This window comes from Salmonella sp. SAL04213 (genome assembly GCF_046550535.1).
Classification (GTDB): Bacteria; Pseudomonadota; Gammaproteobacteria; order Enterobacterales; family Enterobacteriaceae; genus Salmonella; species Salmonella enterica.
On the sequence record NZ_JBGDXS010000002.1, the window covers coordinates 856,922 to 880,636 of the forward strand.

At 53.3% G+C, this 23,715-nt stretch carries 25 protein-coding genes and 2 pseudogenes; 18 read left to right on the forward strand and 9 right to left on the reverse strand.

Annotated elements, in window-relative coordinates:
- Positions 1 to 10: 10 nt before the first annotated feature.
- A pseudogene (malI, locus tag ACLJPQ_RS09000) lies at positions 11 to 613 on the reverse strand (Mal regulon transcriptional regulator MalI); the annotation flags it as partial.
- A gap of 18 nt (positions 614 to 631) precedes the next feature.
- Between malI and ACLJPQ_RS09005 the strand changes: the two are divergent.
- Together ACLJPQ_RS09005 and add are read left to right on the forward strand one after the other, a co-directional pair.
- Positions 632 to 1,006 (forward strand): annotated as a pseudogene (locus ACLJPQ_RS09005) (aminotransferase class I/II-fold pyridoxal phosphate-dependent enzyme); the annotation flags it as partial.
- Positions 1,007 to 1,223: 217 nt separating this feature from the next.
- Positions 1,224 to 2,225, forward strand: a complete 1,002-nt coding sequence (add, locus tag ACLJPQ_RS09010) for an adenosine deaminase (RefSeq protein ID WP_000565566.1) — start codon at positions 1,224 to 1,226, stop codon at positions 2,223 to 2,225.
- Between the two features lie 73 nt (positions 2,226 to 2,298).
- Here the strand turns inward: add and ACLJPQ_RS09015 are convergent, their stop codons facing one another.
- Positions 2,299 to 3,339, reverse strand: coding sequence for an oxidoreductase (locus ACLJPQ_RS09015; protein ID WP_000998242.1), 1,041 nt, complete (start codon positions 3,337 to 3,339; stop codon positions 2,299 to 2,301).
- A gap of 207 nt (positions 3,340 to 3,546) precedes the next feature.
- On the opposite strand from ACLJPQ_RS09015, the gene blr reads away from it, so the two are divergent.
- From blr to gstA, 12 genes are all read left to right on the forward strand, one after another.
- Complete coding sequence (gene blr / locus ACLJPQ_RS09020) at positions 3,547 to 3,672, forward strand: division septum protein Blr (protein ID WP_001708800.1); 126 nt, start codon at positions 3,547 to 3,549, stop codon at positions 3,670 to 3,672.
- 297 nt (positions 3,673 to 3,969) lie between these two features.
- Positions 3,970 to 4,185: a transcription modulator YdgT gene (gene ydgT / locus ACLJPQ_RS09025; protein WP_000217946.1), complete on the forward strand. Its 216-nt coding sequence runs from the start codon at positions 3,970 to 3,972 to the stop codon at positions 4,183 to 4,185.
- A gap of 88 nt (positions 4,186 to 4,273) precedes the next feature.
- Entirely contained in the window at positions 4,274 to 4,714 is a 441-nt protein-coding gene (locus ACLJPQ_RS09030; protein WP_000214061.1) for a DUF2569 domain-containing protein, read from the forward strand.
- 76 nt (positions 4,715 to 4,790) lie between these two features.
- Positions 4,791 to 5,372 (forward strand): electron transport complex subunit RsxA, encoded by a 582-nt coding sequence (gene rsxA, locus ACLJPQ_RS09035; protein ID WP_000133179.1) that lies wholly within the window; start codon positions 4,791 to 4,793, stop codon positions 5,370 to 5,372.
- Positions 5,372 to 5,950 carry an electron transport complex subunit RsxB gene (rsxB, locus tag ACLJPQ_RS09040; protein ID WP_001092600.1) on the forward strand — a complete coding sequence of 193 codons (579 nt, stop codon included), beginning with the start codon at positions 5,372 to 5,374 and terminating at the stop codon, positions 5,948 to 5,950. The genes rsxA and rsxB overlap by 1 nt, the downstream gene beginning before the upstream one ends.
- Positions 5,943 to 8,150: an electron transport complex subunit RsxC gene (gene rsxC, locus ACLJPQ_RS09045; protein WP_080184929.1), complete on the forward strand. Its 2,208-nt coding sequence runs from the start codon at positions 5,943 to 5,945 to the stop codon at positions 8,148 to 8,150. Before rsxB ends, rsxC begins: the two co-directional genes overlap by 8 nt.
- Complete coding sequence (rsxD, locus tag ACLJPQ_RS09050; RefSeq protein ID WP_000231963.1) at positions 8,151 to 9,209, forward strand: electron transport complex subunit RsxD; 1,059 nt, start codon at positions 8,151 to 8,153, stop codon at positions 9,207 to 9,209.
- A gap of 3 nt (positions 9,210 to 9,212) precedes the next feature.
- Positions 9,213 to 9,833, forward strand: a complete 621-nt coding sequence (rsxG, locus tag ACLJPQ_RS09055) for an electron transport complex subunit RsxG (RefSeq protein WP_000920822.1) — start codon at positions 9,213 to 9,215, stop codon at positions 9,831 to 9,833.
- A 2-nt stretch (positions 9,834 to 9,835) separates the two neighbouring features.
- Entirely contained in the window at positions 9,836 to 10,528 is a 693-nt protein-coding gene (locus tag ACLJPQ_RS09060; protein ID WP_023232038.1) for an electron transport complex subunit E, read from the forward strand.
- A complete protein-coding gene (gene nth / locus ACLJPQ_RS09065) occupies positions 10,528 to 11,163 on the forward strand; it encodes an endonuclease III (protein ID WP_001030318.1) in 636 nt (211 codons plus the stop codon). Before ACLJPQ_RS09060 ends, nth begins: the two co-directional genes overlap by 1 nt.
- A 601-nt stretch (positions 11,164 to 11,764) precedes the next feature.
- Complete coding sequence (gene dtpA, locus ACLJPQ_RS09070) at positions 11,765 to 13,270, forward strand: dipeptide/tripeptide permease DtpA (RefSeq protein WP_000100911.1); 1,506 nt, start codon at positions 11,765 to 11,767, stop codon at positions 13,268 to 13,270.
- Positions 13,271 to 13,374: 104 nt separating this feature from the next.
- A complete protein-coding gene (gstA, locus tag ACLJPQ_RS09075) occupies positions 13,375 to 13,980 on the forward strand; it encodes a glutathione transferase GstA (RefSeq protein ID WP_000765727.1) in 606 nt (201 codons plus the stop codon).
- A gap of 58 nt (positions 13,981 to 14,038) precedes the next feature.
- Here gstA and pdxY read toward each other — a convergent pair whose 3' ends face one another.
- The 5 genes from pdxY to anmK all read right to left on the reverse strand — a co-directional run bounded on the left by pdxY (position 14,039) and on the right by anmK (position 18,613).
- Positions 14,039 to 14,899 (reverse strand): pyridoxal kinase PdxY, encoded by an 861-nt coding sequence (gene pdxY / locus ACLJPQ_RS09080; RefSeq protein WP_080184928.1) that lies wholly within the window; start codon positions 14,897 to 14,899, stop codon positions 14,039 to 14,041.
- 59 nt (positions 14,900 to 14,958) lie between these two features.
- A complete protein-coding gene (tyrS, locus tag ACLJPQ_RS09085; RefSeq protein WP_000168626.1) occupies positions 14,959 to 16,233 on the reverse strand; it encodes a tyrosine--tRNA ligase in 1,275 nt (424 codons plus the stop codon).
- A gap of 126 nt (positions 16,234 to 16,359) precedes the next feature.
- Complete coding sequence (gene pdxH / locus ACLJPQ_RS09090; protein ID WP_001282334.1) at positions 16,360 to 17,016, reverse strand: pyridoxamine 5'-phosphate oxidase; 657 nt, start codon at positions 17,014 to 17,016, stop codon at positions 16,360 to 16,362.
- Between the two features lie 58 nt (positions 17,017 to 17,074).
- The gene (mliC, locus tag ACLJPQ_RS09095; protein ID WP_001132086.1) at positions 17,075 to 17,404 is read right to left on the reverse strand and encodes a C-type lysozyme inhibitor; all 330 of its coding nucleotides are present in this window, start codon (positions 17,402 to 17,404) and stop codon (positions 17,075 to 17,077) included.
- 87 nt (positions 17,405 to 17,491) lie between these two features.
- Positions 17,492 to 18,613: an anhydro-N-acetylmuramic acid kinase gene (anmK, locus tag ACLJPQ_RS09100; RefSeq protein WP_000835021.1), complete on the reverse strand. Its 1,122-nt coding sequence runs from the start codon at positions 18,611 to 18,613 to the stop codon at positions 17,492 to 17,494.
- A 272-nt stretch (positions 18,614 to 18,885) separates the two neighbouring features.
- Between anmK and slyB the strand changes: the two genes are divergently transcribed.
- Positions 18,886 to 19,353 (forward strand): outer membrane lipoprotein SlyB, encoded by a 468-nt coding sequence (slyB, locus tag ACLJPQ_RS09105; protein WP_000597179.1) that lies wholly within the window; start codon positions 18,886 to 18,888, stop codon positions 19,351 to 19,353.
- A 47-nt stretch (positions 19,354 to 19,400) separates the two neighbouring features.
- Here the strand turns inward: slyB and slyA are convergent, their stop codons facing one another.
- Positions 19,401 to 19,841: a transcriptional regulator SlyA gene (slyA, locus tag ACLJPQ_RS09110; RefSeq protein WP_000764552.1), complete on the reverse strand. Its 441-nt coding sequence runs from the start codon at positions 19,839 to 19,841 to the stop codon at positions 19,401 to 19,403.
- Between the two features lie 194 nt (positions 19,842 to 20,035).
- On the opposite strand from slyA, the gene ACLJPQ_RS09115 reads away from it, so the two are divergent.
- Genes ACLJPQ_RS09115 through ACLJPQ_RS09125 form a run of 3 tightly spaced genes read left to right on the forward strand, consistent with a single transcriptional unit; the run spans position 20,036 to position 23,174 of the window.
- Positions 20,036 to 20,272 (forward strand): DUF1656 domain-containing protein, encoded by a 237-nt coding sequence (locus ACLJPQ_RS09115; RefSeq protein WP_000649756.1) that lies wholly within the window; start codon positions 20,036 to 20,038, stop codon positions 20,270 to 20,272.
- 2 nt (positions 20,273 to 20,274) lie between these two features.
- On the forward strand, positions 20,275 to 21,135 hold the full coding sequence (locus ACLJPQ_RS09120) for an HlyD family secretion protein (RefSeq protein ID WP_001538147.1): 861 nt from the start codon (positions 20,275 to 20,277) through the stop codon (positions 21,133 to 21,135).
- On the forward strand, positions 21,135 to 23,174 hold the full coding sequence (locus ACLJPQ_RS09125) for an FUSC family protein (RefSeq protein WP_000777635.1): 2,040 nt from the start codon (positions 21,135 to 21,137) through the stop codon (positions 23,172 to 23,174). Before ACLJPQ_RS09120 ends, ACLJPQ_RS09125 begins: the two co-directional genes overlap by 1 nt.
- On the opposite strand, the gene sodC2 is transcribed toward ACLJPQ_RS09125, so the two are convergent.
- Positions 23,150 to 23,671, reverse strand: a complete 522-nt coding sequence (sodC2, locus tag ACLJPQ_RS09130) for a superoxide dismutase [Cu-Zn] SodC2 (protein WP_000826828.1) — start codon at positions 23,669 to 23,671, stop codon at positions 23,150 to 23,152. The genes ACLJPQ_RS09125 and sodC2 overlap by 25 nt on opposite strands.
- Positions 23,672 to 23,715 lie beyond the last annotated feature (44 nt).

Sequence of the window (23,715 nt, forward strand, 5' to 3'; positions counted from 1 at the left end):
CGCGCAGCCTCTACTTTTGCGTTACCAGGCGAGCGGCTATCGTTTGACTCCGCACATGGTGCTCGTCGTGAGCAATACGCTGCAATATTCGTTCGGCCAGGGTATAGCCTATTTCTCGCGCCGGCGTACTGGCCCAGATAATCGGCAGGTCGTCGAGGGCGTTCTCCGCCACATCAGCAAACGCCGCCAGCGACACCTGCTGCTCGAAATAACGATCGACACCGCTCTCGCCACTCTGTCGTCCGGCTCTCAGTAGGCCAAACCACGCCCCCATCGCAATGGTTTCGTTGTAACAAACGACAGCGCTAATGGTCGGATTGTATCGCAACAGCGCGGTAATGCTTTCTGCTGCCTGTTTCTGACTGGAAGCGCATTCCACGACCCACTCGCTGTGAAACGGTAGACCGTATTTTAACAACGTCGCGCAATAGCCGCCCACGCGCTCCGCGCGGGTTAAAGATGCGCTTTGTCCTCCCAGCCTGGCGATGCGCTGATGGCCCTGACGAATAAGGTACTCCGTCAGGAGCTGCGCCGCCTGCATGTTGTCAGGCCGAACGGTATCCGCATCATCAAGATAGCTGGCGCGTGACGCAAACACCACCGGAATTCCTTGTGCGTCGGCCTGCGCTCTTCTTCGCCAGCGGTGCTCTCGCTCACGGCGCATATTGCCGCGTATCAGCACGGCGCGCTGTGGCTGGATGCGTTACGCGCCTCGCTGGCGGCTAATATGCGCTATATTGAGCAGGCGCTGAATGGCGCCTTTCCGACGTTGAACTGGCAAGCGCCGCCATCGACCTATCTGGCCTGGATTGATCTCCGTCCACTCGGCATTGACGATCAAAAATTACAGCACACGCTCATTCATCAGGAGAAAGTCGCCATTATGCCCGGCGATACCTATGGCGCAGAAGGCCGGGGATTTGTGCGTCTGAATGCCGGATGCCCTCGCCTGAAACTTGAAAAAGGCGTCAACGGATTGATTAACGCTATCCGCACCGTTCGCTGATACTGTCTACAAGCGGGGGGTTGCCCCTTTATCCTGAGAGGCGATAACAGAGACGGCCCCCGTGAGCTGACCGGGGGCGCGTTAAAGAGAATGATACAAAATTTCTCCCGCGCTCTCGCGAAGTTGCAACGTAATGACTCCGTTTTTGCAAAATTTCCAGAGCATTATCAATCTGTAGTATAATGGTGCGCACTTTTATTAAAAATTGAGTGCGCCCATGATTGATATTACGCTTCCTTTGACTGACATCCACCGCCACCTTGATGGCAACATTCGCGCCCAAACAATTCTGGATCTTGGTCGGCAGTTCAACATCGCCCTTCCCGCCCAAACGCTGGAAACGCTGATTCCGCATGTCCAGGTCACCTCAACCGAACCCGATTTAGTGAGCTTTCTCACGAAGCTCGATTGGGGGGTAAAAGTCCTGGCATCGCTTGACGCCTGCCGCCGTGTGGCCTTTGAAAATATTGAAGATGCCGCACGTAACGGCCTGCATTACGTCGAGCTTCGCTTTTCGCCCGGCTATATGGCGATGGCGCATCAGTTACCGATCGCAGGCGTGGTTGAAGCCGTTATCGACGGTGTACGCGACGGCTGTAACACGTTTGGCGTCGAGGCGCGACTCATTGGCATTATGAGCCGTACCTTCGGCGAGGCGGCATGTTTACAGGAGCTTGATGCGCTGCTGGCGCACAGAGAGAAAATCACCGCGCTGGATTTAGCCGGTGATGAGCTGGGCTTTCCCGGCAGTCTGTTTTTGTCGCACTTTAATCGGGCGCGCGATGCGGGCTGGCATATTACCGTTCACGCTGGCGAAGCCGCAGGGCCGGAAAGTATCTGGCAGGCGATTCGCGAACTGGGGGCCGAACGTATCGGACATGGAGTAAAAGCTGTCGAAGATCGCGCGTTAATGGATTTTCTTGCACAGCAGCGTATCGGTATTGAATCCTGTCTGACCTCGAATATTCAGACCAGTACCGTCGCATCGCTGGCGGATCATCCGCTCAAAACCTTCCTTGAGCATGGCGTTCTCGCCAGTCTTAATACGGACGATCCGGCTGTTCAGGGCGTAGATATTATCCATGAATATCATGTCGCCGCGCCAGCGGCAGGATTGAGCCGCGAACAGATTCGCCAGGCGCAGATTAACGGTCTGGAAATCGCCTTTCTGAGCGATAGCGAAAAACGTGCGCTGCGCGAAAAAGTGGCCGCGGCGTAAGATTGCTTTATTGACACTAACGCTCTTCTCCGCCTGCGGTTTAATGCTATCCCAGGCGGAGAAATGCGACATCTCAGGCAAGACACAGCGTCGCGCGATGTTTTGCCGATTCCATGCCCAGTTCAATCAACTCCATAATTTGAATCGCCTGGCTTGCCGGCACGGGATTTTCACCGTTACCGTTTAACGCATCGCGGATAGCGGCATAATATGCCGGATAGTTACCCGGCAACGTAAGCCAGTTCTCTTCTTTGCGCGTCTCTCCCTCAACCAGGGTCAATACGCCGTCACGCATGTCATATCCCCAGTCTTCCTGCGGTAAACGCTCGCCGTTTTTTAACCGTTCTTCCTGGGGATCGAGGCCATATTTTACATAGCTACCGCGCGAACCATGAACGATGTATCGCGCGGATTCCGCCGCGGCCAGCATCGTACCGTGCAAAATCACGCGGCGCTGGGGGTAGGATAAAATCGCGTGGAAATAATCTGTAGATTGCGCGCCCGGACGCAGCTGCGCTAAATCCACCGTCATGCTGACCGGCAGGCCAAAAAGTTGAATGGCCTGATCCAACAAGTGCGGCGCCAGATCATACCAGATACCACTTCCTGGCCCGCCTTGCTCGCGCCAGCGGTCGCGCACCTGGGGACGGAAGCGATCAAAGTGGGATTCAAACAAGGACACCTCGCCGAGCACGCCATCCGCCAGCAAGGCCTTAAGCGTCAAAAAATCGCTGTCCCAGCGTCGGTTGTGGAAGACGGAAAGTACCCGGCCAGTGCTCCGCGCAAGCGCATCCAATTCTCGCGCCTGTGACAGTGTCACGGTAAAGGGTTTATCAACCACCACATGCTTACCGGCTTCCAGCGCAGCTTTCGCCAGCGGGAAATGGGTATCGTTGGGCGTCGGGATCACGATCAGGTCGATATGCGGATCGTTAAATAAATGTCGGGGCTCAGAGACCACGGAAACCGCCGGCCAGTCTGCTTTCACTTTTGTTTCATCGCTGCTGGATACCGCCGCAAGCTCTAGCCCTGGCGTTCCCATAATTAAGGGCGCATGAAAGGTTTTACTGGCGTAGCCATAACCGATTAACCCAACGCGGATTTTGTCATTCATCTCACTGCCTCCGGTTTTAGATATCGCTATTCCACACCATCGTGCGATTAGCCGCAATAGCGTCCTGACCATCAACGTAGCATCAAATGATTAACTTGTTACAGAACAGAGGCTGAAAACGTTTCCCTCCCTCTTGCCGACCGTTCGCCAGGAAAGTAACATTTACCCCCTGTGTTTATGGATAAATCAAAGCAAATGTCGTCAATAATGAATCGTCTTATTGAATTAACTGGGTGGATAGTTCTCGTTATCTCAGTCATTCTTTTAGGTATTGCCAACCATATTGACAATTACCAACCACCAGAGCCCACGGCTTCCGTCCAGAAGAAGTAAGCGTCAGATAATGTAAAGGCATTTTCGCGTGGTACGGTAAGCGGCGCCCCGGGGGGTACAAAGAAAAGTCAAAAACCGGCAAAAAAAACGAAATATGTCCTATCTGGTCTGACGTTTATTGCCTGTTGTAGGAAAGCGCGTTAACCTTTCGCCCCAGGCGCCATGTGGCGCCTGACTCTTTACCGGTAAGAATATTCCCTTTTTACCTGCACCCCTGACCTCTCACTGGTGCGGTTTTGTTTATTTTTTATCAGTGACTACTCCGTTGGCATTATATTTAATATGGATCAACTTTATATGACTGTTCAGGATTATCTATTAAAATTCCGCAAAATTAGTTCGCTCGAAAGTCTGGAAAAACTGTTCGACCACCTTAACTATACCCTTACTGATGACATGGACATTGTTAATATGTATCGCGCTGCAGATCACCGCCGTGCCGAACTGGTTTCCGGAGGACGCCTGTTTGATGTAGGTCAGGTTCCGCAATCCGTCTGGCGCTATGTGCAATAAAGAAAGTAGCGTTTAACATCAAAAACCTTATAATATTTGCCCCAAAATGAGCGGCATGACCGTTAATGCGCGTAACCCCGGAGAAGATATGACTACAACACCGCCACAACGAATTGGAGGCTGGCTTCTTGGCCCGTTAGCCTGGCTGTTAGTCGCGTTGTTGAGCGCCTCGCTGGCGTTATTACTCTACGTTATGGCGCTTGCCACACCGCAAACGTTCAAGACGCTTAGCGGACAGGAAACCGGTAATTTACTGCTATGGGGCATTTCATTTATTACCGCTATCGCCATGTGGTACTATACCCTGTGGTTGACGATCGCATTCTTCAAGCGCAGACGCTGCGTGCCGAAGCATTACATTATCTGGCTGCTGGTGTCGGTGTTACTGGCGGTTAAAGCATTTGCCTTTTCGCCCGTCTCAGATGCCTTTGCCGTGCGTCAGTTACTCTTCCCACTGTTGGCAACGGCGCTCATTGTGCCTTATCTCAAACGTTCAGCGCGCGTTAAAACAACGTTTGTTAATCCGTAATAACCCTACAGTTAACCTGTTGTCGCCTGTGGTAGTTTGACAGATAATAGGCGGCTTTTTTATTTCAGGCCGAAACATGACTGATTACCTGCTGCTCTTTGTCGGAACTGTACTGGTCAATAACTTTGTACTGGTCAAATTCCTGGGCCTTTGTCCCTTTATGGGCGTATCCAAAAAACTGGAAACCGCCATGGGGATGGGCCTCGCGACGACCTTTGTCATGACGCTGGCGTCGATATGCGCCTGGCTTATCGACACCTGGATACTTATTCCGCTGGATCTGATTTATCTGCGGACGCTAGCCTTTATCCTCGTCATTGCTGTGGTCGTGCAATTTACCGAAATGGTTGTGCGGAAAACCAGCCCGGCGTTATACCGCTTGTTAGGCATCTTCTTACCACTGATTACCACTAACTGTGCGGTTCTGGGCGTAGCGTTACTGAATATTAATCTCGGTCATCACTTTCTTCAGTCGGCGCTGTACGGATTTTCCGCCGCCGTCGGTTTTTCATTAGTGATGGTTCTGTTTGCCGCTATCCGCGAACGCCTTGCCGTGGCGGATGTGCCCGCCCCTTTTCGTGGTAACGCGATAGCATTGATTACCGCAGGATTAATGTCTTTGGCCTTTATGGGCTTTAGTGGTTTGGTGAAGTTGTAATGAATACTATCTGGATTGCCGTTGGCGCCCTGACCCTTCTGGGTCTGGTGTTCGGCGCCATTCTGGGTTATGCCTCCCGCCGATTCGCGGTTGAAGATGATCCGGTTGTTGAAAAAATCGATGCGATTTTGCCGCAGAGTCAGTGTGGTCAGTGCGGCTATCCCGGCTGTCGCCCCTACGCCGAAGCCGTGGGTCTCCAGGGCGAGAAAATCAATCGTTGCGCGCCCGGCGGCGAAGCCGTCATGCTGAAAATGGCAGAGTTGCTAAACGTAGAGCCGCAACCATGCGATGGTGAAGAACAGCAGGCCGCGCCAGTACGTATGCTGGCAGTTATTGATGAAAATAACTGCATTGGCTGCACAAAATGCATTCAGGCCTGCCCGGTTGACGCCATCGTTGGCGCAACGCGCGCCATGCACACGGTCATGAGCGATCTCTGTACTGGCTGTAATCTGTGCGTCGATCCGTGTCCGACGCACTGCATCGAATTACGTCCGGTGAATGAGACGCCCGACAGTTGGAAATGGGATTTGAACACCATTCCCGTTCGCATCATTCCCGTGGAACAACATGCTTAAACTATTTTCCGCTTTCAGAAAAGATAAAATCTGGGATTTCGACGGTGGTATTCATCCGCCCGAAATGAAGTCCCAGTCAAACGGCACGCCGCTGCGCCAGGTGCCTTTAGCGCCGCGCTTTGTTATCCCTTTAAAACAGCACATTGGCGCTGAGGGCGAGCTGTGCGTTAGCGTCGGCGATCGCGTGCTACGCGGCCAGGCGCTTACCCGTGGACGTGGGAGAATGCTGCCGGTACACGCGCCCACCTCCGGGACGGTTATCGCTATTGCCCCCCACTCGACGGCGCATCCTTCGGCGCTGGCGGAGTTAAGCGTCATCATTGATGCCGACGGCGAGGACCGCTGGATTGAGCGTGATGGCTGGTCTGATTACCGCGCCCACAGCCGTGAAGCGCTCATTGAACGCATTCATCAGTATGGCGTTGCCGGGCTTGGCGGCGCAGGGTTTCCCACCGGCGTTAAATTGCAGGGTGGCGGCGATAAAATCACCACGCTTATTATCAATGCCGCAGAGTGCGAACCTTACATTACGGCGGACGATCGTCTGATGCAGGACTGCGCCGCGCAGATTGTGGAAGGTATTCGCATCCTGGCGCATATTCTGCAACCGCGTGAGGTATTAATCGGCATTGAAGATAACAAACCGCAGGCTATTTCCATGCTGCGCGCCGTACTGGCTGACGCTCACGATATTTCGTTACGTGTGATCCCAACCAAATACCCTTCCGGCGGCGCAAAACAGCTTACCCAAATACTGACGGGAAAACAGGTTCCCCACGGCGGGCGCTCCTCTGATATTGGCGTGCTGATGCAAAACGTCGGTACGGCTTATGCCGTTAAACGCGCCGTGATTGACGGCGAACCGATCACAGAACGCGTCGTCACCTTAACGGGTGAAGCGGTAAGCCGCCCGGGTAACGTCTGGGCGCGGCTCGGCACTCCCGTTCGTCATTTGCTTAACGATGCCGGGTTCTGCCCTTCTGCTGACCAGATGGTCATCATGGGCGGCCCGTTGATGGGATTCACCCTTCCCTGGCTTGACGTACCGGTCGTAAAAATCACCAACTGCCTGCTGGCGCCATCCGTGACTGAAATGGGAGCGCCTCAGGAAGAGAAAAGCTGTATTCGTTGCAGCGCTTGCGCTGACGCTTGCCCTGCCGACCTTTTACCGCAGCAGCTTTATTGGTTCAGCAAAGGGCAGCAGCATGACAAGGCTACCGCTCACCATATTGCTGATTGTATAGAATGCGGCGCCTGCGCCTGGGTCTGCCCCAGTAATATTCCGCTCGTCCAATATTTCCGTCAGGAAAAAGCGGAGATTAATGCGATCAGGCTTGAAGAAAAACGCGCCGCCGAAGCCAAAGCGCGTTTTGAGGCTCGTCAGGCAAGACTGGAGCGCGAAAAAGCCGCCCGCCTTGCACGTCATAAGAGCGCAGCGGTACAACCAGCGGCAAAAGATCAGGATGCCATTGCCGCTGCGCTGGCGCGGGTAAAAGAGAAACAGGCGCAGGCCACGCAACCGGTGGTTATTCAGGCGGGTAGTCTGCCAGACAATAGCGCCGTCATCGCGGCCCGTGAAGCGCGTAAAGCGCAAGCGCGCGCTAAACAAGCCGCTCATCCGGTGGCTGACAGCGCGATATCCGGCGGCGACCCGCGTAAAGCCGCAGTGGAGGCAGCCATCGCCCGCGCCAAAGCCCGCAAACAGGAGCAGCAGGCCGGAAGCGAACCTGCCGAACCGGCCGACCCACGTAAAGCCGCGGTGGAGGCGGCTATCGCCCGCGCCAAAGCCCGCAAACAGGAGCAGCAGGCCGGAAGCGAACCTGCCGAAGCGGTCGATCCGCGCAAAGCCGCAGTGGAAGCGGCTATCGCCCGCGCCAAAGCCCGCAAGCAGGAGCAGCAGACCGGAAGCGAACCTGCCGAAGCGGTCGATCCGCGCAAAGCCGCGGTGGAAGCGGCTATCGCCCGCGCCAAAGCCCGTAAGCAGGAGCAGCAGGCCGGAAGCGAACCTGCCGAACCGGTCGATCCGCGTAAAGCCGCGGTGGAAGCGGCCATCGCCCGCGCCAAAGCTCGTAAACAGGAGCAGCAGGCCGGAAGCGAACCTGCCGAACCGGCCGACCCGCGTAAAGCCGCGGTTGCTGCGGCTATCGCCCGCGTTCAGGCAAAAAAAGCAGCACAGCAGCAGGTTGTTAACGAGGATTAAATGGTATTCAGAATCGCAAGCTCGCCTTATACCCATAACCAGCGCCAGACATCGCGAATCATGTTGCTGGTAGTAATCGCCGCTCTGCCGGGGATTGCCGCGCAGACGTGGTTTTTTGGTTGGGGAACGCTTTTCCAGATCGTTCTGGCTGCTATCACGGCGCTCGTCGCAGAAGCCATTGTCCTCAGGCTGCGCAAACAATCGGTCGCCAGTCACCTGCAGGATTATTCCGCGTTATTGACGGGGCTTTTGCTGGCGGTCAGCATCCCTCCGCTTGCGCCCTGGTGGATGGTCGTGCTGGGAACCGGATTCGCCATTATTATCGCTAAACAGTTATATGGCGGGCTGGGACAAAACCCCTTTAATCCGGCCATGATCGGTTACGTGGTGCTATTAATTTCCTTTCCGGTGCAAATGACAAGCTGGTTGCCGCCTTATGAAATAGCCGCAACAACGCCCGATATGCTGGACACGTTGCGGATGATTTTTACCGGGCATACCGCCAGCGGCGGCGATATGACGCTGCTACGTATCGGTATTGACGGTATCAGCCAGGCAACGCCGCTGGATACGTTTAAAACGTCCTTGCGCGCCGGGCACTCCGTTGAGCAAATCATGCAGTACCCGATATACAGCGGCGCGCTGGCTGGCGTGGGCTGGCAGTGGGTTAACCTCGCCTGGCTTGTCGGCGGCGTATTCCTGCTGTGGCAAAAAGCCATCCGCTGGCATATCCCGGTCAGTTTTCTGCTGACGCTGGCGCTATGCGCCGCGTTAGGTTGGCTTTTCTCGCCCGCTACGCTGGCCTCGCCGCAGCTTCATCTGCTGTCAGGCGCCACCATGCTGGGCGCATTTTTTATCTTAACGGATCCGGTTACCGCCTCCACGACCAACCGTGGACGTTTAATTTTCGGCGCGCTGGCTGGGGTATTAGTGTGGCTGATTCGTAGCTTCGGCGGCTATCCGGACGGCGTTGCTTTTGCTGTCCTGTTGGCGAATATCACGGTTCCTCTGATCGACTACTACACGCGCCCCCGCGTCTATGGACATCGCAAAGGATAAACCATGCTGAAAACGATTCGTAAACACGGTATTACGCTGGCGCTTTTTGCCGCAGGCTCTACGGGATTGACCGCGGTGATTAATCAGATGACAAAATCAACCATCCACGAACAAGCGCTGCAACAACAGCATGCCCTGTTCGATCAGGTATTGCCGCCAGATCGTTACAATAATAATCTGCAAGAGAGCTGTTATCTGGTCGATGCGCCCGCCCTCGGCAAAGGCACACACCGTGTTTTTATCGCTCGCAAGGATGATAAACCCGTAGCGGCCATCATTGAGGCCACCGCGCCAGATGGCTATTCCGGCGCTATCCAGCTTATTGTTGGCGCAGATTTCAACGGTACCGTCCTGGGGACGCGTGTGACGGAACATCATGAGACGCCAGGGTTAGGTGATAAAATTGAGCGCCGTTTGTCTGACTGGATTACCCACTTTAGCGGTAAAACCATCAGTGGTGAAAATGATACGCACTGGGCGGTGAAAAAAGATGGCGGTGATTTTGACCAATTTACCGGGGCGACAATAACGCCGCGTGCCGTAGTGAATGCGGTTAAACGCGCCGGGCTGTACGCCGAATCACTGCCCGCTCAGCTCCCCCATTTAACCGCCTGTGGAGAATAACCATGAGCGAAATAAGAGACATTGTTGTTCAGGGGTTATGGAAAAATAACTCTGCTCTGGTGCAGCTACTTGGCCTGTGCCCTTTACTGGCGGTGACGTCTACGGCAACCAACGCTCTGGGGCTGGGTCTGGCCACAACGCTGGTATTAACGCTGACCAACCTTACGGTGTCCGCACTACGTCGCTGGACGCCGGCAGAAATCCGTATCCCGATTTACGTTATGATCATTGCTTCGGTGGTAAGCGCAGTACAGATGCTGATCAATGCGTATGCGTTCGGTTTGTATCAGTCTTTAGGGATTTTTATTCCGCTGATTGTAACGAACTGCATTGTTGTCGGTCGCGCCGAAGCGTTTGCCGCGAAAAAAGGACCGTGGCTTTCCGCGTTGGACGGTTTTTCCATCGGCATGGGCGCGACAGGCGCGATGTTCGTGCTGGGTTCGCTGCGCGAGATCCTCGGGAATGGTACGCTTTTCGATGGCGCGGATAGCCTGCTGGGAGGCTGGGCAAAAGTATTACGGGTCGAGATATTTCACACCGACTCGCCTTTCCTGCTGGCGATGCTGCCGCCAGGCGCGTTTATCGGCCTGGGACTCATGCTGGCGGTAAAATATCTTATTGATGAAAAAATGAAGAAACGCCGCGCCGAAACCGCGCCTTCCGCAGTTCCGGCAGGTGAAACAGGGAAAGTCTGATGAACAAAGCAAAAAGGCTGGAAATTCTGACGCGCCTGCGCGACAACAATCCGCACCCCACAACGGAACTCAATTTCACGTCGCCGTTTGAGTTGCTGATTGCCGTGTTGCTTTCCGCGCAGGCAACCGACGTCAGCGTGAACAAGGCTACCGCCAAACTTTACCCGGTCGCCAATACGCCAGCCGCGATGCTGGAACTGGGCGTAGAAGGCGTGAAATCCTATATCAAAACCATCGGTTTATTTAACAGTAAAGCGGAAAACGTGATTAAGACCTGCCGTATTTTACTGGACAAGCATAATGGCGAAGTGCCGGAGGATCGGGCGGCGCTGGAAGCGCTTCCCGGCGTGGGGCGTAAAACCGCTAACGTAGTACTAAATACCGCCTTCGGCTGGCCGACCATCGCCGTTGATACGCATATATTTCGTGTATGCAACCGAACACAGTTCGCGCCGGGTAAAAATGTCGAGCAGGTAGAAGAGAAGTTGCTGAAAGTGGTGCCGAATGAGTTCAAAGTGGACTGCCATCACTGGTTAATTTTGCATGGCCGCTATACCTGTATCGCCCGAAAACCCCGCTGCGGCTCCTGCCTCATTGAAGATCTTTGCGAATACAAAGAAAAAGTCGATATTTGATATGGTCGGAGTGCGTCCGTCACGCCAGCGCGCTCCCACCTTCGGCCTGGATCTATTTTAGCCATCAATCATTCCAGTCTCTGTCCTTTTTCTGATGTATTGTGCTTTCGTTTTCACTCCACGTCAGGTTAATCATTTTTTTAATCGCAAAAAATTCTATCTATCCGTGATCAGGATCACTTTGATAACTTCATGTGAAATTTAATGACATCTAAGGTTACATTTACAACCGGATAGACTGACGCCCCGTTTTCACTACAAAACATTACTCTGCCATTTTTTCAGATAATGGCCTATATCACTGCTTTTCACCTTAAATAGCAGAAGATATCGCCTTTCACCCAAACTAATGGCCTTTTTGCAGTGTAAAAATCTGCCATTCTTCAAATGAAGAAATTTAACGCTGGATAACATTTCTGACATCGGACGATTCAACCAGAAGAGTTATATGTAACAGATTATTACAAAGCTCTTGTCTGGAGAGGAAAGATAGTGAACATTACCTGCCGTTTCCCCTCCAATATAACAATCGGACGGATGAGTCTGACTCATCACGCGCCAGACAATCCCTGTTAATACGGGGCGTAAAAAAGAGGTAAAAGTGTCTACTGCAAACAAAAAACCAACTGAAAGCGTCAGTTTGAACGCTTTCAAACAACCGAAGGCGTTCTATCTCATCTTCTCGATAGAGTTATGGGAGCGTTTTGGTTATTACGGCCTGCAAGGCATTATGGCCGTCTACCTGGTAAAACAACTGGGTATGTCAGAAGCGGATTCCATCACCCTTTTCTCTTCCTTCAGTGCGCTGGTGTACGGCCTGGTCGCCATTGGCGGTTGGTTAGGTGATAAAATTCTGGGCACCAAACGCGTTATTATGCTGGGTGCCGTGGTGCTGGCTATCGGTTATGCGCTGGTCGCATGGTCTGGTCATGACGCTGGCATCGTCTATATGGGCATGGCGGCTATCGCTGTGGGTAACGGTCTGTTTAAAGCTAACCCGTCTTCCCTGCTGTCTACCTGTTACGCGAAGGACGATCCGCGTCTCGACGGCGCATTTACGATGTATTATATGTCCGTCAACATCGGCTCCTTCTTCTCTATGCTGGCGACGCCGTGGCTGGCGGCGCGTTATGGCTGGAGCACCGCGTTTGCGCTTAGCGTCGTCGGTATGCTGATAACCGTCGTTAACTTTGCTTTCTGCCAGCGCTGGGTGAAAAGCTACGGTTCCAAACCCGACTTTGAACCGATCAACTTCCGTAATCTGCTGCTGACAATCGTGGGTATTGTCGTTCTGATTGCGGTCGCCACCTGGCTGCTGCACAACCAAGATATCGCGCGTATGGTGCTGGGCGTAATCGCTCTTGGCATCGTCATTATCTTCGGTAAAGAAGCGTTTTCCATGCACGGCGCGGCTCGCCGTAAAATGATCGTCGCCTTTATTTTGATGCTGCAGGCGATTATCTTCTTCGTACTGTACAGCCAGATGCCGACGTCGCTGAACTTCTTTGCCATTCGTAACGTCGAGCACTCTATTCTCGGTATCGCGTTCGAACCGGAACAGTATCAGGCGCTGAACCCATTCTGGATCATTATCGGCAGCCCGATTCTGGCCGCTATCTATAACAGGATGGGCGATACGCTGCCGATGCCGATGAAATTCGCCATTGGTATGGTGCTGTGTTCCGGCGCGTTCCTGATTCTGCCGCTGGGCGCCAAATTTGCGAACGATGCCGGCATCGTATCCGTAAACTGGCTGATCGCAAGCTACGGCCTGCAAAGTATCGGTGAGCTGATGATCTCCGGTCTGGGACTGGCAATGGTCGCACAGTTGGTTCCGCAGCGTCTGATGGGTTTCATCATGGGTAGCTGGTTCCTGACAACGGCAGGCGCTAACATCATCGGCGGTTATGTCGCCAACCTGATGGCTGTGCCGAGCGACGTGACTGACCCACTGATGTCCCTGGAAGTCTATGGTCGCGTATTTATGCAGATTGGCATAGCAACCGCCGTTATCGCCGTCCTGATGCTGCTGACAGCGCCTAAGCTGAACCGTATGACCCAGGACGATGATACCGCTGAAAAAGGCTCTAAAGCCGCTACAGTTTAATTTTCCGGGAAACAACATTCAGGCCGCTAACTGTGCGTTAGCGGCTTTTTTTTTGCTCGTCCCCGCACTACCATACTTTAAACCTCAGCAAAAAGGAGTTACCGATGAAACTGTTCTACAAACCGGGTGCCTGCTCTCTTGCTTCCCATATTACCCTGCGCGAAATTGGCAAAGACTTTACGCTTGATGGCGTCGATCTCGCAAAAAAACGCCTGGAAAACGGTGATGATTACCTGGCAGTCAACCCTAAAGGACAGGTTCCGGCTCTGCTGCTGGATGACGGCACACTGTTGACTGAAGGCGTCGCCATTATGCAGTACCTCGCCGACAGCGTTCCCGACCGCCAGCTTCTGGCGCCGGTAAGTAGTCTTGCTCGCTATCATACGCTGGAATGGCTCAACTATATTGCAACGGAACTGCATAAAGGCTTTACCCCGCTGTTCCGCCCTGACACGCCGGAAACACTTAAACCCGCCGTTCGCGCCGGTCTGGAAAAGAAATTGCAGTATGTGGATGAGTCGCTTTCAGACGACCAGTGGATTTGCGGCCAGCGTTTTACCATCGCAGACGCTTATCTGTTTACCGTATTGCGTTGGGCCTATGGCGTAAAACTGAATATGGACGGGTTGACGCATATTGAAAGTTATATGCAGCGTGTCGCAAAAAGACCGACCGTTGCGGCAGCGCTTAAAGCGGAAGGACTGAATTAATGTCATGTTGCCGGATAGCTCGCTGTACCGCCATCCGGCCTCTTTTTAGCAGCAATAATTACAGCCGCGTTGCGCTGAAGTAATGTTCAGGGTTAGCGATCCTGTCCTGGGCCGCCACGACCTGCAGTTCGTACTCCTGCATCGTTTTGGTGGCGATCATAATCTCATAGACTGCCGCCGTAACGTGCTCCAGCGCCTGCTGCAACGTCGCGCCCTGCAAAATTTTGACCAGCAATAAACCACTGGTGACATCGCCAACGCCAACCGGCTGACGTGAGCCGAAATCCACCAGCGGACGGCTAATATGCCAGGCTTCCTGCGCTGTCACCAGCAGCATTTCAAAGCGTTCTGAACTGTAACCGGCGCGGGCGAGATGTTTTACCAGTACAATTTCTGGCCCCTGAGCAATCAGTTCACGCGCCGCCTGCACGGCGTCATTCACATTATTCACGCTATGTTTGCTGAGAATTTCCAGTTCAATCAGGTTAGGCGCGATAATATCGCTGGCGGGTAGCGCATAACGCATATGGAACTCTGCGACGCCAGGCGCCACGATACAGCCCTTTTCCGGATGCCCCATCACGGGATCGCAGAAATATTTTGCCTGCGGATTTGCTGCTTTAACCTGGCGCACAATACCGAGAATGTGTTCTCCCTGCTCGGCAGATCCCAGGTAACCGCTAAGTACGGCGTCGCAGTGCGCTAACTGGCCAATGTCCGCAATCCCCTGGACAATCTCAGTCAGATGGCTGGGCGGCATGACACAGCCGGTCCATTTACCATATTGCGTGTGGTTAGAAAACTGAACGGTATTCAGCGGCCAAACATTCGCGCCAAGACGGCGCATGGGAAATTCGGCGGCGCTGTTGCCCGCATGTCCGAAAACAACATGGGACTGGATAGCGAGGATATTCTTCATTTTTTTACCTGAACATCAAAAATAAGGGAGTGATTTCTCACTCCCTGTTACTTAATGCCTTATTTCCAGCAAATCAGACAATAGTTCTTTTTGCCGCGACGTAATAAGGTGTAGCGGCCAAACAGACGGTCCTCATCGTTAAAGATGTATTCAGGATCGGATTGTTTTTCACCATTGATAGTGACAGCGTTGGAGGCGATAGTCTTACGCGCCTGACCACGCGACGGCTGGAGTTCGGCGTCTACCAGCGCCTGCATCAGGTCGGCGCCTTTTTCCATTTCAACCATCGGTACGCCGTCCTGCGCCAACTGCTCAAAGTCAGCTTCGCTCAGCGCGCTCAGTGAACCGCTGAACAGGCATTCAGTGATCCGTTTCGCCGCGACCAGCCCCTCTTCACCATGAACCAGGCGCGTCACCTGCTCGGCCAGCACATACTGCGCGCGCGGCGCTTTACCGCTGTTTTTATCTTCTTCTTCCAGGGCATTGATCTCTTCAATGTCCATAAAAGTGAAGAATTTCAGGAAGCGATAAACATCGGCATCTGCGGTGTTAATCCAGAACTGGTAGAATTTGTACGGACTGGTTTTCTTCGGATCCAGCCAGACAGCGCCGCCTTCGGTTTTACCGAATTTCGTGCCGTCAGCTTTGGTGATCAGCGGAACGGTCAAACCAAATACCTGATTCTGGTGCAGGCGACGGGTCAGGTCGATACCGGAAGTGATGTTCCCCCACTGGTCAGAACCGCCAATCTGTAAGGCAACGCCGTGCAGTTTATTCAGACAAGCGAAGTCGTACCCCTGTAGCAGGTTATAAGAGAACTCCGTGAAAGAGATACCCTGATCGTCACGGTTCAGACGCTGCTTCACCGCTTCTTTGTTGATCATCTGATTAACGGAAAAATGTTTACCGATATCGCGCAGGAAAGTCAGCACATTCATGCTGCCGAACCAGTCATAGTTATTGGCCGCGATGGCGGAGTTTTCGCCGCAATCAAAGTCCAGGAATGGGGCAACCTGTTTACGAATTTTCGCCACCCACTCCTGAACGGTCTCTTCAGTGTTCAGTTTACGCTCGGCGGCTTTGAAGCTCGGGTCGCCAATCAGACCGGTCGCGCCGCCTACCAGCGCAACAGGTTTGTGCCCTGCCTGCTGGAAGCGTTTCAGGCATAACAATGGAACCAGATGCCCCAAATGCAAGCTGTCAGCGGTAGGATCGAAGCCGCAATAGAGCGCGATCGGGCCTTGCGCCAGTCGCTCTGCCAACGCGTCTTCGTCCGTCACCTGGGCTACCAGCCCCCGCTCTTGCAATTGTTTAATCAAGTTACTGCTTGCCATCAAAATCTCCATGTATAAAACGACTGCACCTTTGCCGGTACACGACTTTTCGCCAGACGCGAAAGAGACATAGCATAAAACGGCGGATTCATCCGCACCAGTGCTTAAAACAAGATTTTTGCATCTTTAGGGCGCAAGACGGTCGATTTTCCATGCGCCGTCGTCGCGTTGGTACAAAAAGCGATCGTGCAGACGATGTTCGCCGCCCTGCCAGAACTCCATCTGTTCGATACTCACGCGAAAACCGCCCCAGAAGCTGGGTAACGGCACTTCGCCCTGTTGAAATTTCTGCTTGAGCTCCAGGAATTTGCTTTCGAGGATACCGCGCGCGGAAATGCGGCTGGATTGTTTAGAGACCCATGCGCCGATCTGGCTGTCGCGCGGACGGCTGTGGAAATACCTCACCACCTCAAGAGTGGAGAGACGCTCGGCTTTGCCTGTCACCATCACCTGGCGTTCAAGCATATGCCAGGGAAATAACAGGCTGATACGCGGATTGTGCTCAATTTGATGCGCCTTGCGGCTTCCCAGGTTGGTATAAAAGACCAGGCCTTTTTCATCATAATGCTTGAGCAATACAATACGCTGGTACGGTTGCCCCTTGTCATCTACGGTCGCCACGACCATTGCCGTCGGATCGGCCAGTCTGGCGTCGCACGCTTGCCCAAGCCAGCGCTCAAATAAGGTTAACGGTTCAGCGGGTAAATCGCGGCGACGCAAGCCGCCTTTCGTGTATTCACGGCGCAGATGCGCGATCTGCTGCAATTGGTCGTTATCAGACATGGCGTTGATCAGAAATAATCAGTGGGTGGCGCTATTGTGCGCCCCCATACTGAAAATCTCAACGCTTCGGATTTTGTAACTGACAGTTATTAAGCACAATTCTGTCTCGTTTATAGACCGTGGCGCTCTCGCCTTGCGACCAGAAAACATAAATCCCGTCGGTATAACGCGCGCCCGAGGCCGAGATTCCTTGCTTCAGGGTCAGCAGCTTATTGTCATAAACAAAACTGACCTCTTCACGCGGGTTATTGACTTTAACGGTAAGCGGCTTCTCATCACACTGGTATTCCAGCGTATCCGTTTGCATACGTTCAACAAATTGTTGATAAACGCTACAGCCGGTCAGCAGCACAGGTAAACACATTATTGCGATCTTTTTCATAGGCATATCCCGAAAGCTCTCCTGCTTCTGGAAGGGCAAACGCCCCTTCCTGACCTTGCTAGTTTACCGATATAGGGTCCGGGAAAAATTCAGTTAACTCTGAGTTATTGGGTTAGCCGGGTAAATAGCGCCTAAAACACTGGCTTCTGTAGCCCCCGTCACGGAAGGCAAATTTCCCGGCAGGCCCGCGAGCGTTCGCCAGGCAAGCCAGGCAAAGGCCAGCGCTTCCATATCATCGCCGCTGATCCCCGCCTTATCGGTGGTCGAAACCTCGATACCGGGCAACAGCGCCGCCAGACGGGCCATCACTAACGGATTCCGGCTTCCGCCGCCACAGACCATCAGCCGCTCGCAGCCGCCATTGAGCAGCACCTGTTGGGCGATGGAGACCGCCGTCAGCTCCGCCAGCGTGGCCTGTACATCGCGCGCGTCTGCGCCAGGGAAAGCCGTAAGATGACGCTCTAACCAGCCATAGTTGAAATATTCGCGTCCTGTACTTTTGGGCGCCGACGCAGCAAAGTACGGATCGCGCAACATCTTTTGCAGCAATGGAAGAATAACCTGACCTTCTTTCGCCCATGCCGCGTCTTTGTCGTAGGGCTGCGCGCATTGTCGCCAAATCCACGCATCCATCAACATATTACCCGGCCCCGTGTCGTACCCGCGCACCGCCTGTCCGGGGAAAAGCAGAGATAAATTGGCGATGCCGCCGATATTCAGGACCATACGTTTTTCCGTCGGATGTCCCAACAGCGCGTGATGGAAAGCGGGCACCAGCGGCGCGCCTTGTCCGCCCAGCGCAATATCCCGCCGCCGAAAATCGCCGACCACTGTAATCCCCGTATGGGCGACGATGTGATTATTATCGCCAATTTGCAGCGTATGCGGGGCCTCGCCGGTCGGCTCATGCCAGACCGTTTGCCCATGACAACCAATGGCGACGATATCCCGCGGCTGCAAACGTTGTTGCGCTAACAGCGCATTAACCGCCTGTGCAAAAAGCCGGCCTAACTGGGTATCCAGCTGGCCGAGTTGCGAGAGCGTAAGCGGTTGTCCCTGGCAAATATCGAGAATGCCTTTTTTCAGATGAACGGGAATGGGCCAGGTGAGACTTGCCTGTTGCGCAACCATGGTTTCATCAATTGCCGCCAGTACAACATCCACACCATCAAGGCTGGTCCCGGACATAACGCCAATAAAACGGCCCGATTTCATACCTCTTCCTTATTAAGCTGGGTTAAGCCTTAACACTCGGCATAACGTATTTTGCAATGCGATGCCCGCGTCACGTTTTTTGCCGTGCCGTCCACGGATATCAATAACCTATCTTTTCTTGCTTCCCACTTCGTTTAAGATTAGTTAATTAACTTCTGATTATGATTTTTACATTCTTTCGGCAGAAGATATGACCTTAACTGCATAAATGCCATATAATTTAGCTATAGGGATGCTGAAATAGCGTTTCGTGAAGAACAGGAGATGGGTAAATGATTAAACGTGTACTGGCCGTTTCACTGATGGGGTTATCCTTAGCTGGGTGTGTTAACAATGATAGCCTTTCGGGTGATGTTTATACCGCATCCGAGGCTAAACAAGTTCAGAATGTAACGTACGGTACTATCGTTAACGTTCGTCCGGTTCAAATTCAGGGCGGTGATGATTCTAACGTGATTGGCGCTATCGGCGGCGCGGTGTTGGGCGGATTCCTCGGCAACACTATCGGCGGCGGTACGGGTCGTTCACTGGCGACCGCGGCAGGCGCGGTGGCTGGTGGCGTAGCGGGCCAGGGCGTCCAGAGCGCAATGAATAAAACCCAGGGTGTGGAACTGGAAATTCGTAAAGACGATGGCAACACCATTATGGTTGTGCAGAAACAAGGAAATACGCGTTTCTCGGCAGGTCAGCGTGTCGTGCTGGCCAGCAACGGCAGCCAGGTTACTGTCTCTCCACGCTAAACCAGGCTTTACGTGTGGTCACATGGCCACACGTATGCCCCTGCACCTCAATCGTGAGAGTGCAATTCCATAATGTTGTGTTCAAGTTTAGCGACAAGTTTAATCAGAAGCTCAATCTCCTCTGAAGAAATCCCAGCCAAAATTTCACCGCGCGTTTTATGAATGACCGCTTCCATCTCAGCGATCAGCGGCTCCGCTTTCTCGGTCAGTTTAATGCGCTTAGCGCGACGATCGCTGGCGCAGGTTTGCCGCGAAATTAGCCCCTTGTCTTCAAGTTGATCCAACGTGCGTACCAGCGATGGCTGCTCAATGCCTATCGCTTTAGCCAATTGAATCTGCGACTGGTCAGGCGGCAATTGATGAATATTGTGCAACGTGACCCAATGTGTCTGCGTCAATTCCAGAGGCTTGAGGCGATGGTCAATCAGAGCACGCCAAATGCGCACCAACCGTGCCAGATCAGAACCTAGTGGCGATTCCAATTTCATCTCCTTATAATTAGCTTGCTAAGTTATTATGCTGATTTTAGAATAGTGTGCAGTATTTGTATTCTCAAAACAAATGTATTGCTAAATTTGCTTACCAATAGACATTTTTTCAGACATAGTGCGCACCTGGCACCTGTAGCTTCGGTTTTGGCTAAAACTAAAGCATCGATGTCTGACGCAAAGGAACATTGCTTGTGAAGTGTATACTCAACGCCACAGGATTGCCCTTACAAGATCTCATGTTGGGAGCATCTGTTTACTTTCCGCCATTCTTTAAAGCCTTTGCGCTTGGGTTCGTTATCTGGTTGTTTATTCACCGACTCCTGCGTGACCGGATATACTCTGATGAAATCTGGCATCCCCTGTTAATGGATCTCTCCCTCTTTACGCTTTGCGTATGTCTGGGCCTCGTTTTACTGATCGTGTGGTAAATATGTCGTTAAAAACAATAAAATATTTTTCTACTCTCATTGTCGCCGTTGTCGCCGTTCTGGCCGCGTGGTGGTTATGGAATTACTATATGCAATCGCCATGGACGCGCGATGGTAAAATCCGCGCGGAACAGGTCAGCGTAACGCCGCAGGTTTCTGGCAGCATTACCCAACTCAATATCAAAGATAATCAGTTCGTCAACGCCGGGGACGTTCTTTTTGTCATTGATAAAACGCCCTTCCATATTGCAGAACTTAACGCGCAGGCGCAGTTGGCCAAAGCGCAGTCCGATCTGGCGAAAGCGAATAATGAAGCCGATCGACGTCGACATTTATCGCGTAACTACATCTCTGCTGAAGATCTGGATAGCGCCAATCTGAATGTTAAAGCGATGCAGGCCAGCGTAGATGTCGCACTGGCGACGTTAAAACAGGCGCAGTGGCAGCTTAGCCAGACGGAAGTAAAAGCGCCGGTATCCGGCTGGGTGACCAACCTTTCCACGCGTACCGGTGATTATGCCAGTACCGGTAAGCCACTTTTCGCCCTGGTAGATAGCCATTCATTTTATGTAATGGGATATTTCGAAGAAACCAAACTACGCCATATCCGCGAAGGTGAGCCTGCATTAATAACACTGTATAGTGGCAATGTTAAGTTACAGGGTCACGTTGGCAGTATCGGGCGCGCTATTTACGACCAAAGCGTAGAAAGTGACTCCGGTTTAGTGCCCGATATCAAACCCAACGTACCGTGGGTACGTCTGGCGCAACGCGTACCGGTACGTATCGAATTTGACGCTTTGCCGCAGGATATCACGCTCGTCTCCGGCACTACCTGCAGCGTAGCCATTGGACAGCGGTAATGAAACTCTCCCTGCCGGCCCTGCGAAATACGCCCTGGTTTAAAGCGACCTCCGGCCAATGGCGTTACGCGTTGCGCAATACCATTGCCATGTGTCTCGCGCTGACATTCGCTTATTATCTCAATCTGGATGAGCCCTACTGGGCGATGACTTCGGCCGCAGTGGTGAGCTTTCCGACCGTAGGCGGCGTAATCAGTAAAAGTCTGGGGCGTATTGCCGGGAGTTTACTCGGCGCGACCGCCGCGTTGATTATTGCCGGCCATACGCTGAATGAACCCTGGTTGTTCTTATTTAGCATGGCCGCCTGGATCGGTTTTTGTACCTGGGCCTGCGCGCATTTTACCAATAATGTCGCTTATGCTTTCCAGTTGTCCGGCTACACGGCGGCGATCATCGCGTTCCCGATGGTTAATATTGTAGAAATCACGCAGTTGTGGGATATCGCCCAGGCACGTGTATGTGAAGTTATCGTCGGCATCCTCTGTGGCGGCATGATGATGATGATCCTACCCAGCACATCGGATGGCACTGCCCTGCTCACCGCGTTGAAAAACATGCATGCGCGCTTGCTGGAACATGCCAGTCTACTGTGGCAGCCGGAGACTACCGACGCTATCCGCTCCGCGCATGAGGGCGTGATTGGGCAAATCCTGACCATGAACCTGCTGCGTATTCAGGCCTTCTGGAGTCACTACCGTTTTCGCCGCCAGAATGCATTGCTAAATGCATTATTACACCAGCAATTACGGCTAACCAGCGTGATCTCCAGTCTGCGTAGAATGCTTTTAAACTGGCCGACGCCGCCGGAAAACAGCCGCGAAGTCATTGAACAACTCTTAGCTGAGTTGGCAAAACCGCGCGCGGACAGCTACACCGTGGCGCGGATTATTGCGCCGCTACGCCCGCAGGATGAACAGGATTATCGTCACCTCGCGTTCTGGCAGCGATTACGCTATTTTTGCCACTTATATCTGCGCAGCAGCCGTCAGTTATATCTGATCGAAAGCGGCGCGCCGGTAGATCAAATCCATATCCGCCGCACTCCCGGCCTTGCTCGGCATACGGATAACGCAGAGGCCATCTGGAGCGGCGTGCGTACCTTTTGCACGCTCACGGTAATTGGCGCCTGGAGTATTGGCGCGCAATGGGAATCCGGGCCCGGCGCATTAACCCTGGCGGCGATCAGTTGCGTCCTCTACTCCATCGTCGCCACGCCGTTTAAGTCGCTCACCTTATTGATGCGTACTTTAGTGCTGCTGTCCTTATTCAGCTTCGTGGTGAAATTTGGCCTGATGGTGCAAATCACCGATCTGTGGCAATTCTTGCTTTTCCTTTTTCCGCTGTTCGTCACGATGCAACTGCTTAAACTGCAGATGCCTAAGCTGGCGGGACTGTGGGGGCAGCTTATCGTTTTTATGGGCTCATTCATCGCCGTGACCAATCCGCCGGTGTACGACTTCGCCGACTTCCTTAACGATAATACCGCCAAGATCGTCGGCGTCGCGATTTCCTGGCTGGCGTTTGCGATTTTGCGCCCCGGTTCCGATGCCGTAAAAAGCCGCCGCCATATCCGCGCGCTACGCCGGGATTTCGTCGATCAGCTTAGCCGTCACCCTTCCCATAGCGAAAGCGAGTTTGAGTCGCTGACCTATCATCACGTCAGTCAGCTCAGCAATAGCCAGGATGCGCTGGCGCGCCGGTGGTTATTACGTTGGGGAGTGGTACTGCTGAACTGCTCGCATGTGGTGTGGCAGCTGCGCGCCTGGGAGTCGCGTTCCGATCCGCTTTCCCGGGTGCGGGATATTTGTATATCCCTGCTGCGCGATGTGATGAGCGAGCGCGGCGTGCAGCAACGCCCGCTTGCCGTCACGCTACAGGAACTACAGCGTATCTGCGACACGCTCGCACATCATCATCAACCCGCCGCGCATGAGCTGGCGGCGATTATCTGGCGCTTACACTGTTCGCTGTCGCAGCTGGAACAGGCTCCAGCGCAGGGAACGCTGGCTCCAGGTTATTTAATGACGCCGCAGGCGTAACGCATTCCGCCGCCGCCGAGCGGTTTCGGCTGATCGGACATGTTATCGCCGCCCACATGGATCATGAGCGCTTTATCTTTCACTTCATCAAGAGACTTCAGACGCGGCGCAGTAACCGGTTCGGTGGCGATACCATCATTATTAACGACTAACACCGGGAGGTCGCCCAGATGCCCCTGGCCTTCCGGTCCTTCATGCTTGCCGGTATTTTGTGGGTCCAGATGACCACCAGCGGCTTCTGCGGCAACCGCTTTGCCGTCTTTAATCGCGGGCTGGCAGCTACCGTTGGCATGAATGTGAAAACCATGCTCGCCCGGCGGCAACGCTTTAAGGTGTGGGGTAAATTTTAAGCCACCTTCGGTTTCATCGATGACGACGGTGCCGATAGACTGTCCTACGCCTTGCGCCGTCACCAGGTTCATCTCTACTTTCTCGCTGTTGGCCTGCGCACCCGCACAGGCCAACAGCGTCACCATCGCTAAACTTAATCGCTTCATAAAACCTCCGTTACATGTGGTCGCCTGTTAAGTGTAAACCACTG

Bases quoted from the DNA above. Each gene is read 5' to 3' on its own strand.
- add (WP_000565566.1), top strand. From the start codon at position 1,224: ATGATTGATATTACGCTTCCTTTGACTGACATCCACCGCCACCTTGAT.
- ACLJPQ_RS09015 (WP_000998242.1), bottom strand. From the start codon at position 3,339: ATGAATGACAAAATCCGCGTTGGGTTAATCGGTTATGGCTACGCCAGT.
- blr (WP_001708800.1), top strand. From the start codon at position 3,547: ATGAATCGTCTTATTGAATTAACTGGGTGGATAGTTCTCGTTATCTCA.
- ydgT (WP_000217946.1), top strand. From the start codon at position 3,970: ATGACTGTTCAGGATTATCTATTAAAATTCCGCAAAATTAGTTCGCTC.
- ACLJPQ_RS09030 (WP_000214061.1), top strand. From the start codon at position 4,274: ATGACTACAACACCGCCACAACGAATTGGAGGCTGGCTTCTTGGCCCG.
- rsxA (WP_000133179.1), top strand. From the start codon at position 4,791: ATGACTGATTACCTGCTGCTCTTTGTCGGAACTGTACTGGTCAATAAC.
- rsxB (WP_001092600.1), top strand. From the start codon at position 5,372: ATGAATACTATCTGGATTGCCGTTGGCGCCCTGACCCTTCTGGGTCTG.
- rsxC (WP_080184929.1), top strand. From the start codon at position 5,943: ATGCTTAAACTATTTTCCGCTTTCAGAAAAGATAAAATCTGGGATTTC.
- rsxD (WP_000231963.1), top strand. From the start codon at position 8,151: ATGGTATTCAGAATCGCAAGCTCGCCTTATACCCATAACCAGCGCCAG.
- rsxG (WP_000920822.1), top strand. From the start codon at position 9,213: ATGCTGAAAACGATTCGTAAACACGGTATTACGCTGGCGCTTTTTGCC.
- ACLJPQ_RS09060 (WP_023232038.1), top strand. From the start codon at position 9,836: ATGAGCGAAATAAGAGACATTGTTGTTCAGGGGTTATGGAAAAATAAC.
- nth (WP_001030318.1), top strand. From the start codon at position 10,528: ATGAACAAAGCAAAAAGGCTGGAAATTCTGACGCGCCTGCGCGACAAC.
- gstA (WP_000765727.1), top strand. From the start codon at position 13,375: ATGAAACTGTTCTACAAACCGGGTGCCTGCTCTCTTGCTTCCCATATT.
- pdxY (WP_080184928.1), bottom strand. From the start codon at position 14,899: ATGAAGAATATCCTCGCTATCCAGTCCCATGTTGTTTTCGGACATGCG.
- tyrS (WP_000168626.1), bottom strand. From the start codon at position 16,233: ATGGCAAGCAGTAACTTGATTAAACAATTGCAAGAGCGGGGGCTGGTA.
- pdxH (WP_001282334.1), bottom strand. From the start codon at position 17,016: ATGTCTGATAACGACCAATTGCAGCAGATCGCGCATCTGCGCCGTGAA.
- mliC (WP_001132086.1), bottom strand. From the start codon at position 17,404: ATGCCTATGAAAAAGATCGCAATAATGTGTTTACCTGTGCTGCTGACC.
- anmK (WP_000835021.1), bottom strand. From the start codon at position 18,613: ATGAAATCGGGCCGTTTTATTGGCGTTATGTCCGGGACCAGCCTTGAT.
- slyB (WP_000597179.1), top strand. From the start codon at position 18,886: ATGATTAAACGTGTACTGGCCGTTTCACTGATGGGGTTATCCTTAGCT.
- slyA (WP_000764552.1), bottom strand. From the start codon at position 19,841: ATGAAATTGGAATCGCCACTAGGTTCTGATCTGGCACGGTTGGTGCGC.
- ACLJPQ_RS09120 (WP_001538147.1), top strand. From the start codon at position 20,275: ATGTCGTTAAAAACAATAAAATATTTTTCTACTCTCATTGTCGCCGTT.
- ACLJPQ_RS09125 (WP_000777635.1), top strand. From the start codon at position 21,135: ATGAAACTCTCCCTGCCGGCCCTGCGAAATACGCCCTGGTTTAAAGCG.
- sodC2 (WP_000826828.1), bottom strand. From the start codon at position 23,671: ATGAAGCGATTAAGTTTAGCGATGGTGACGCTGTTGGCCTGTGCGGGT.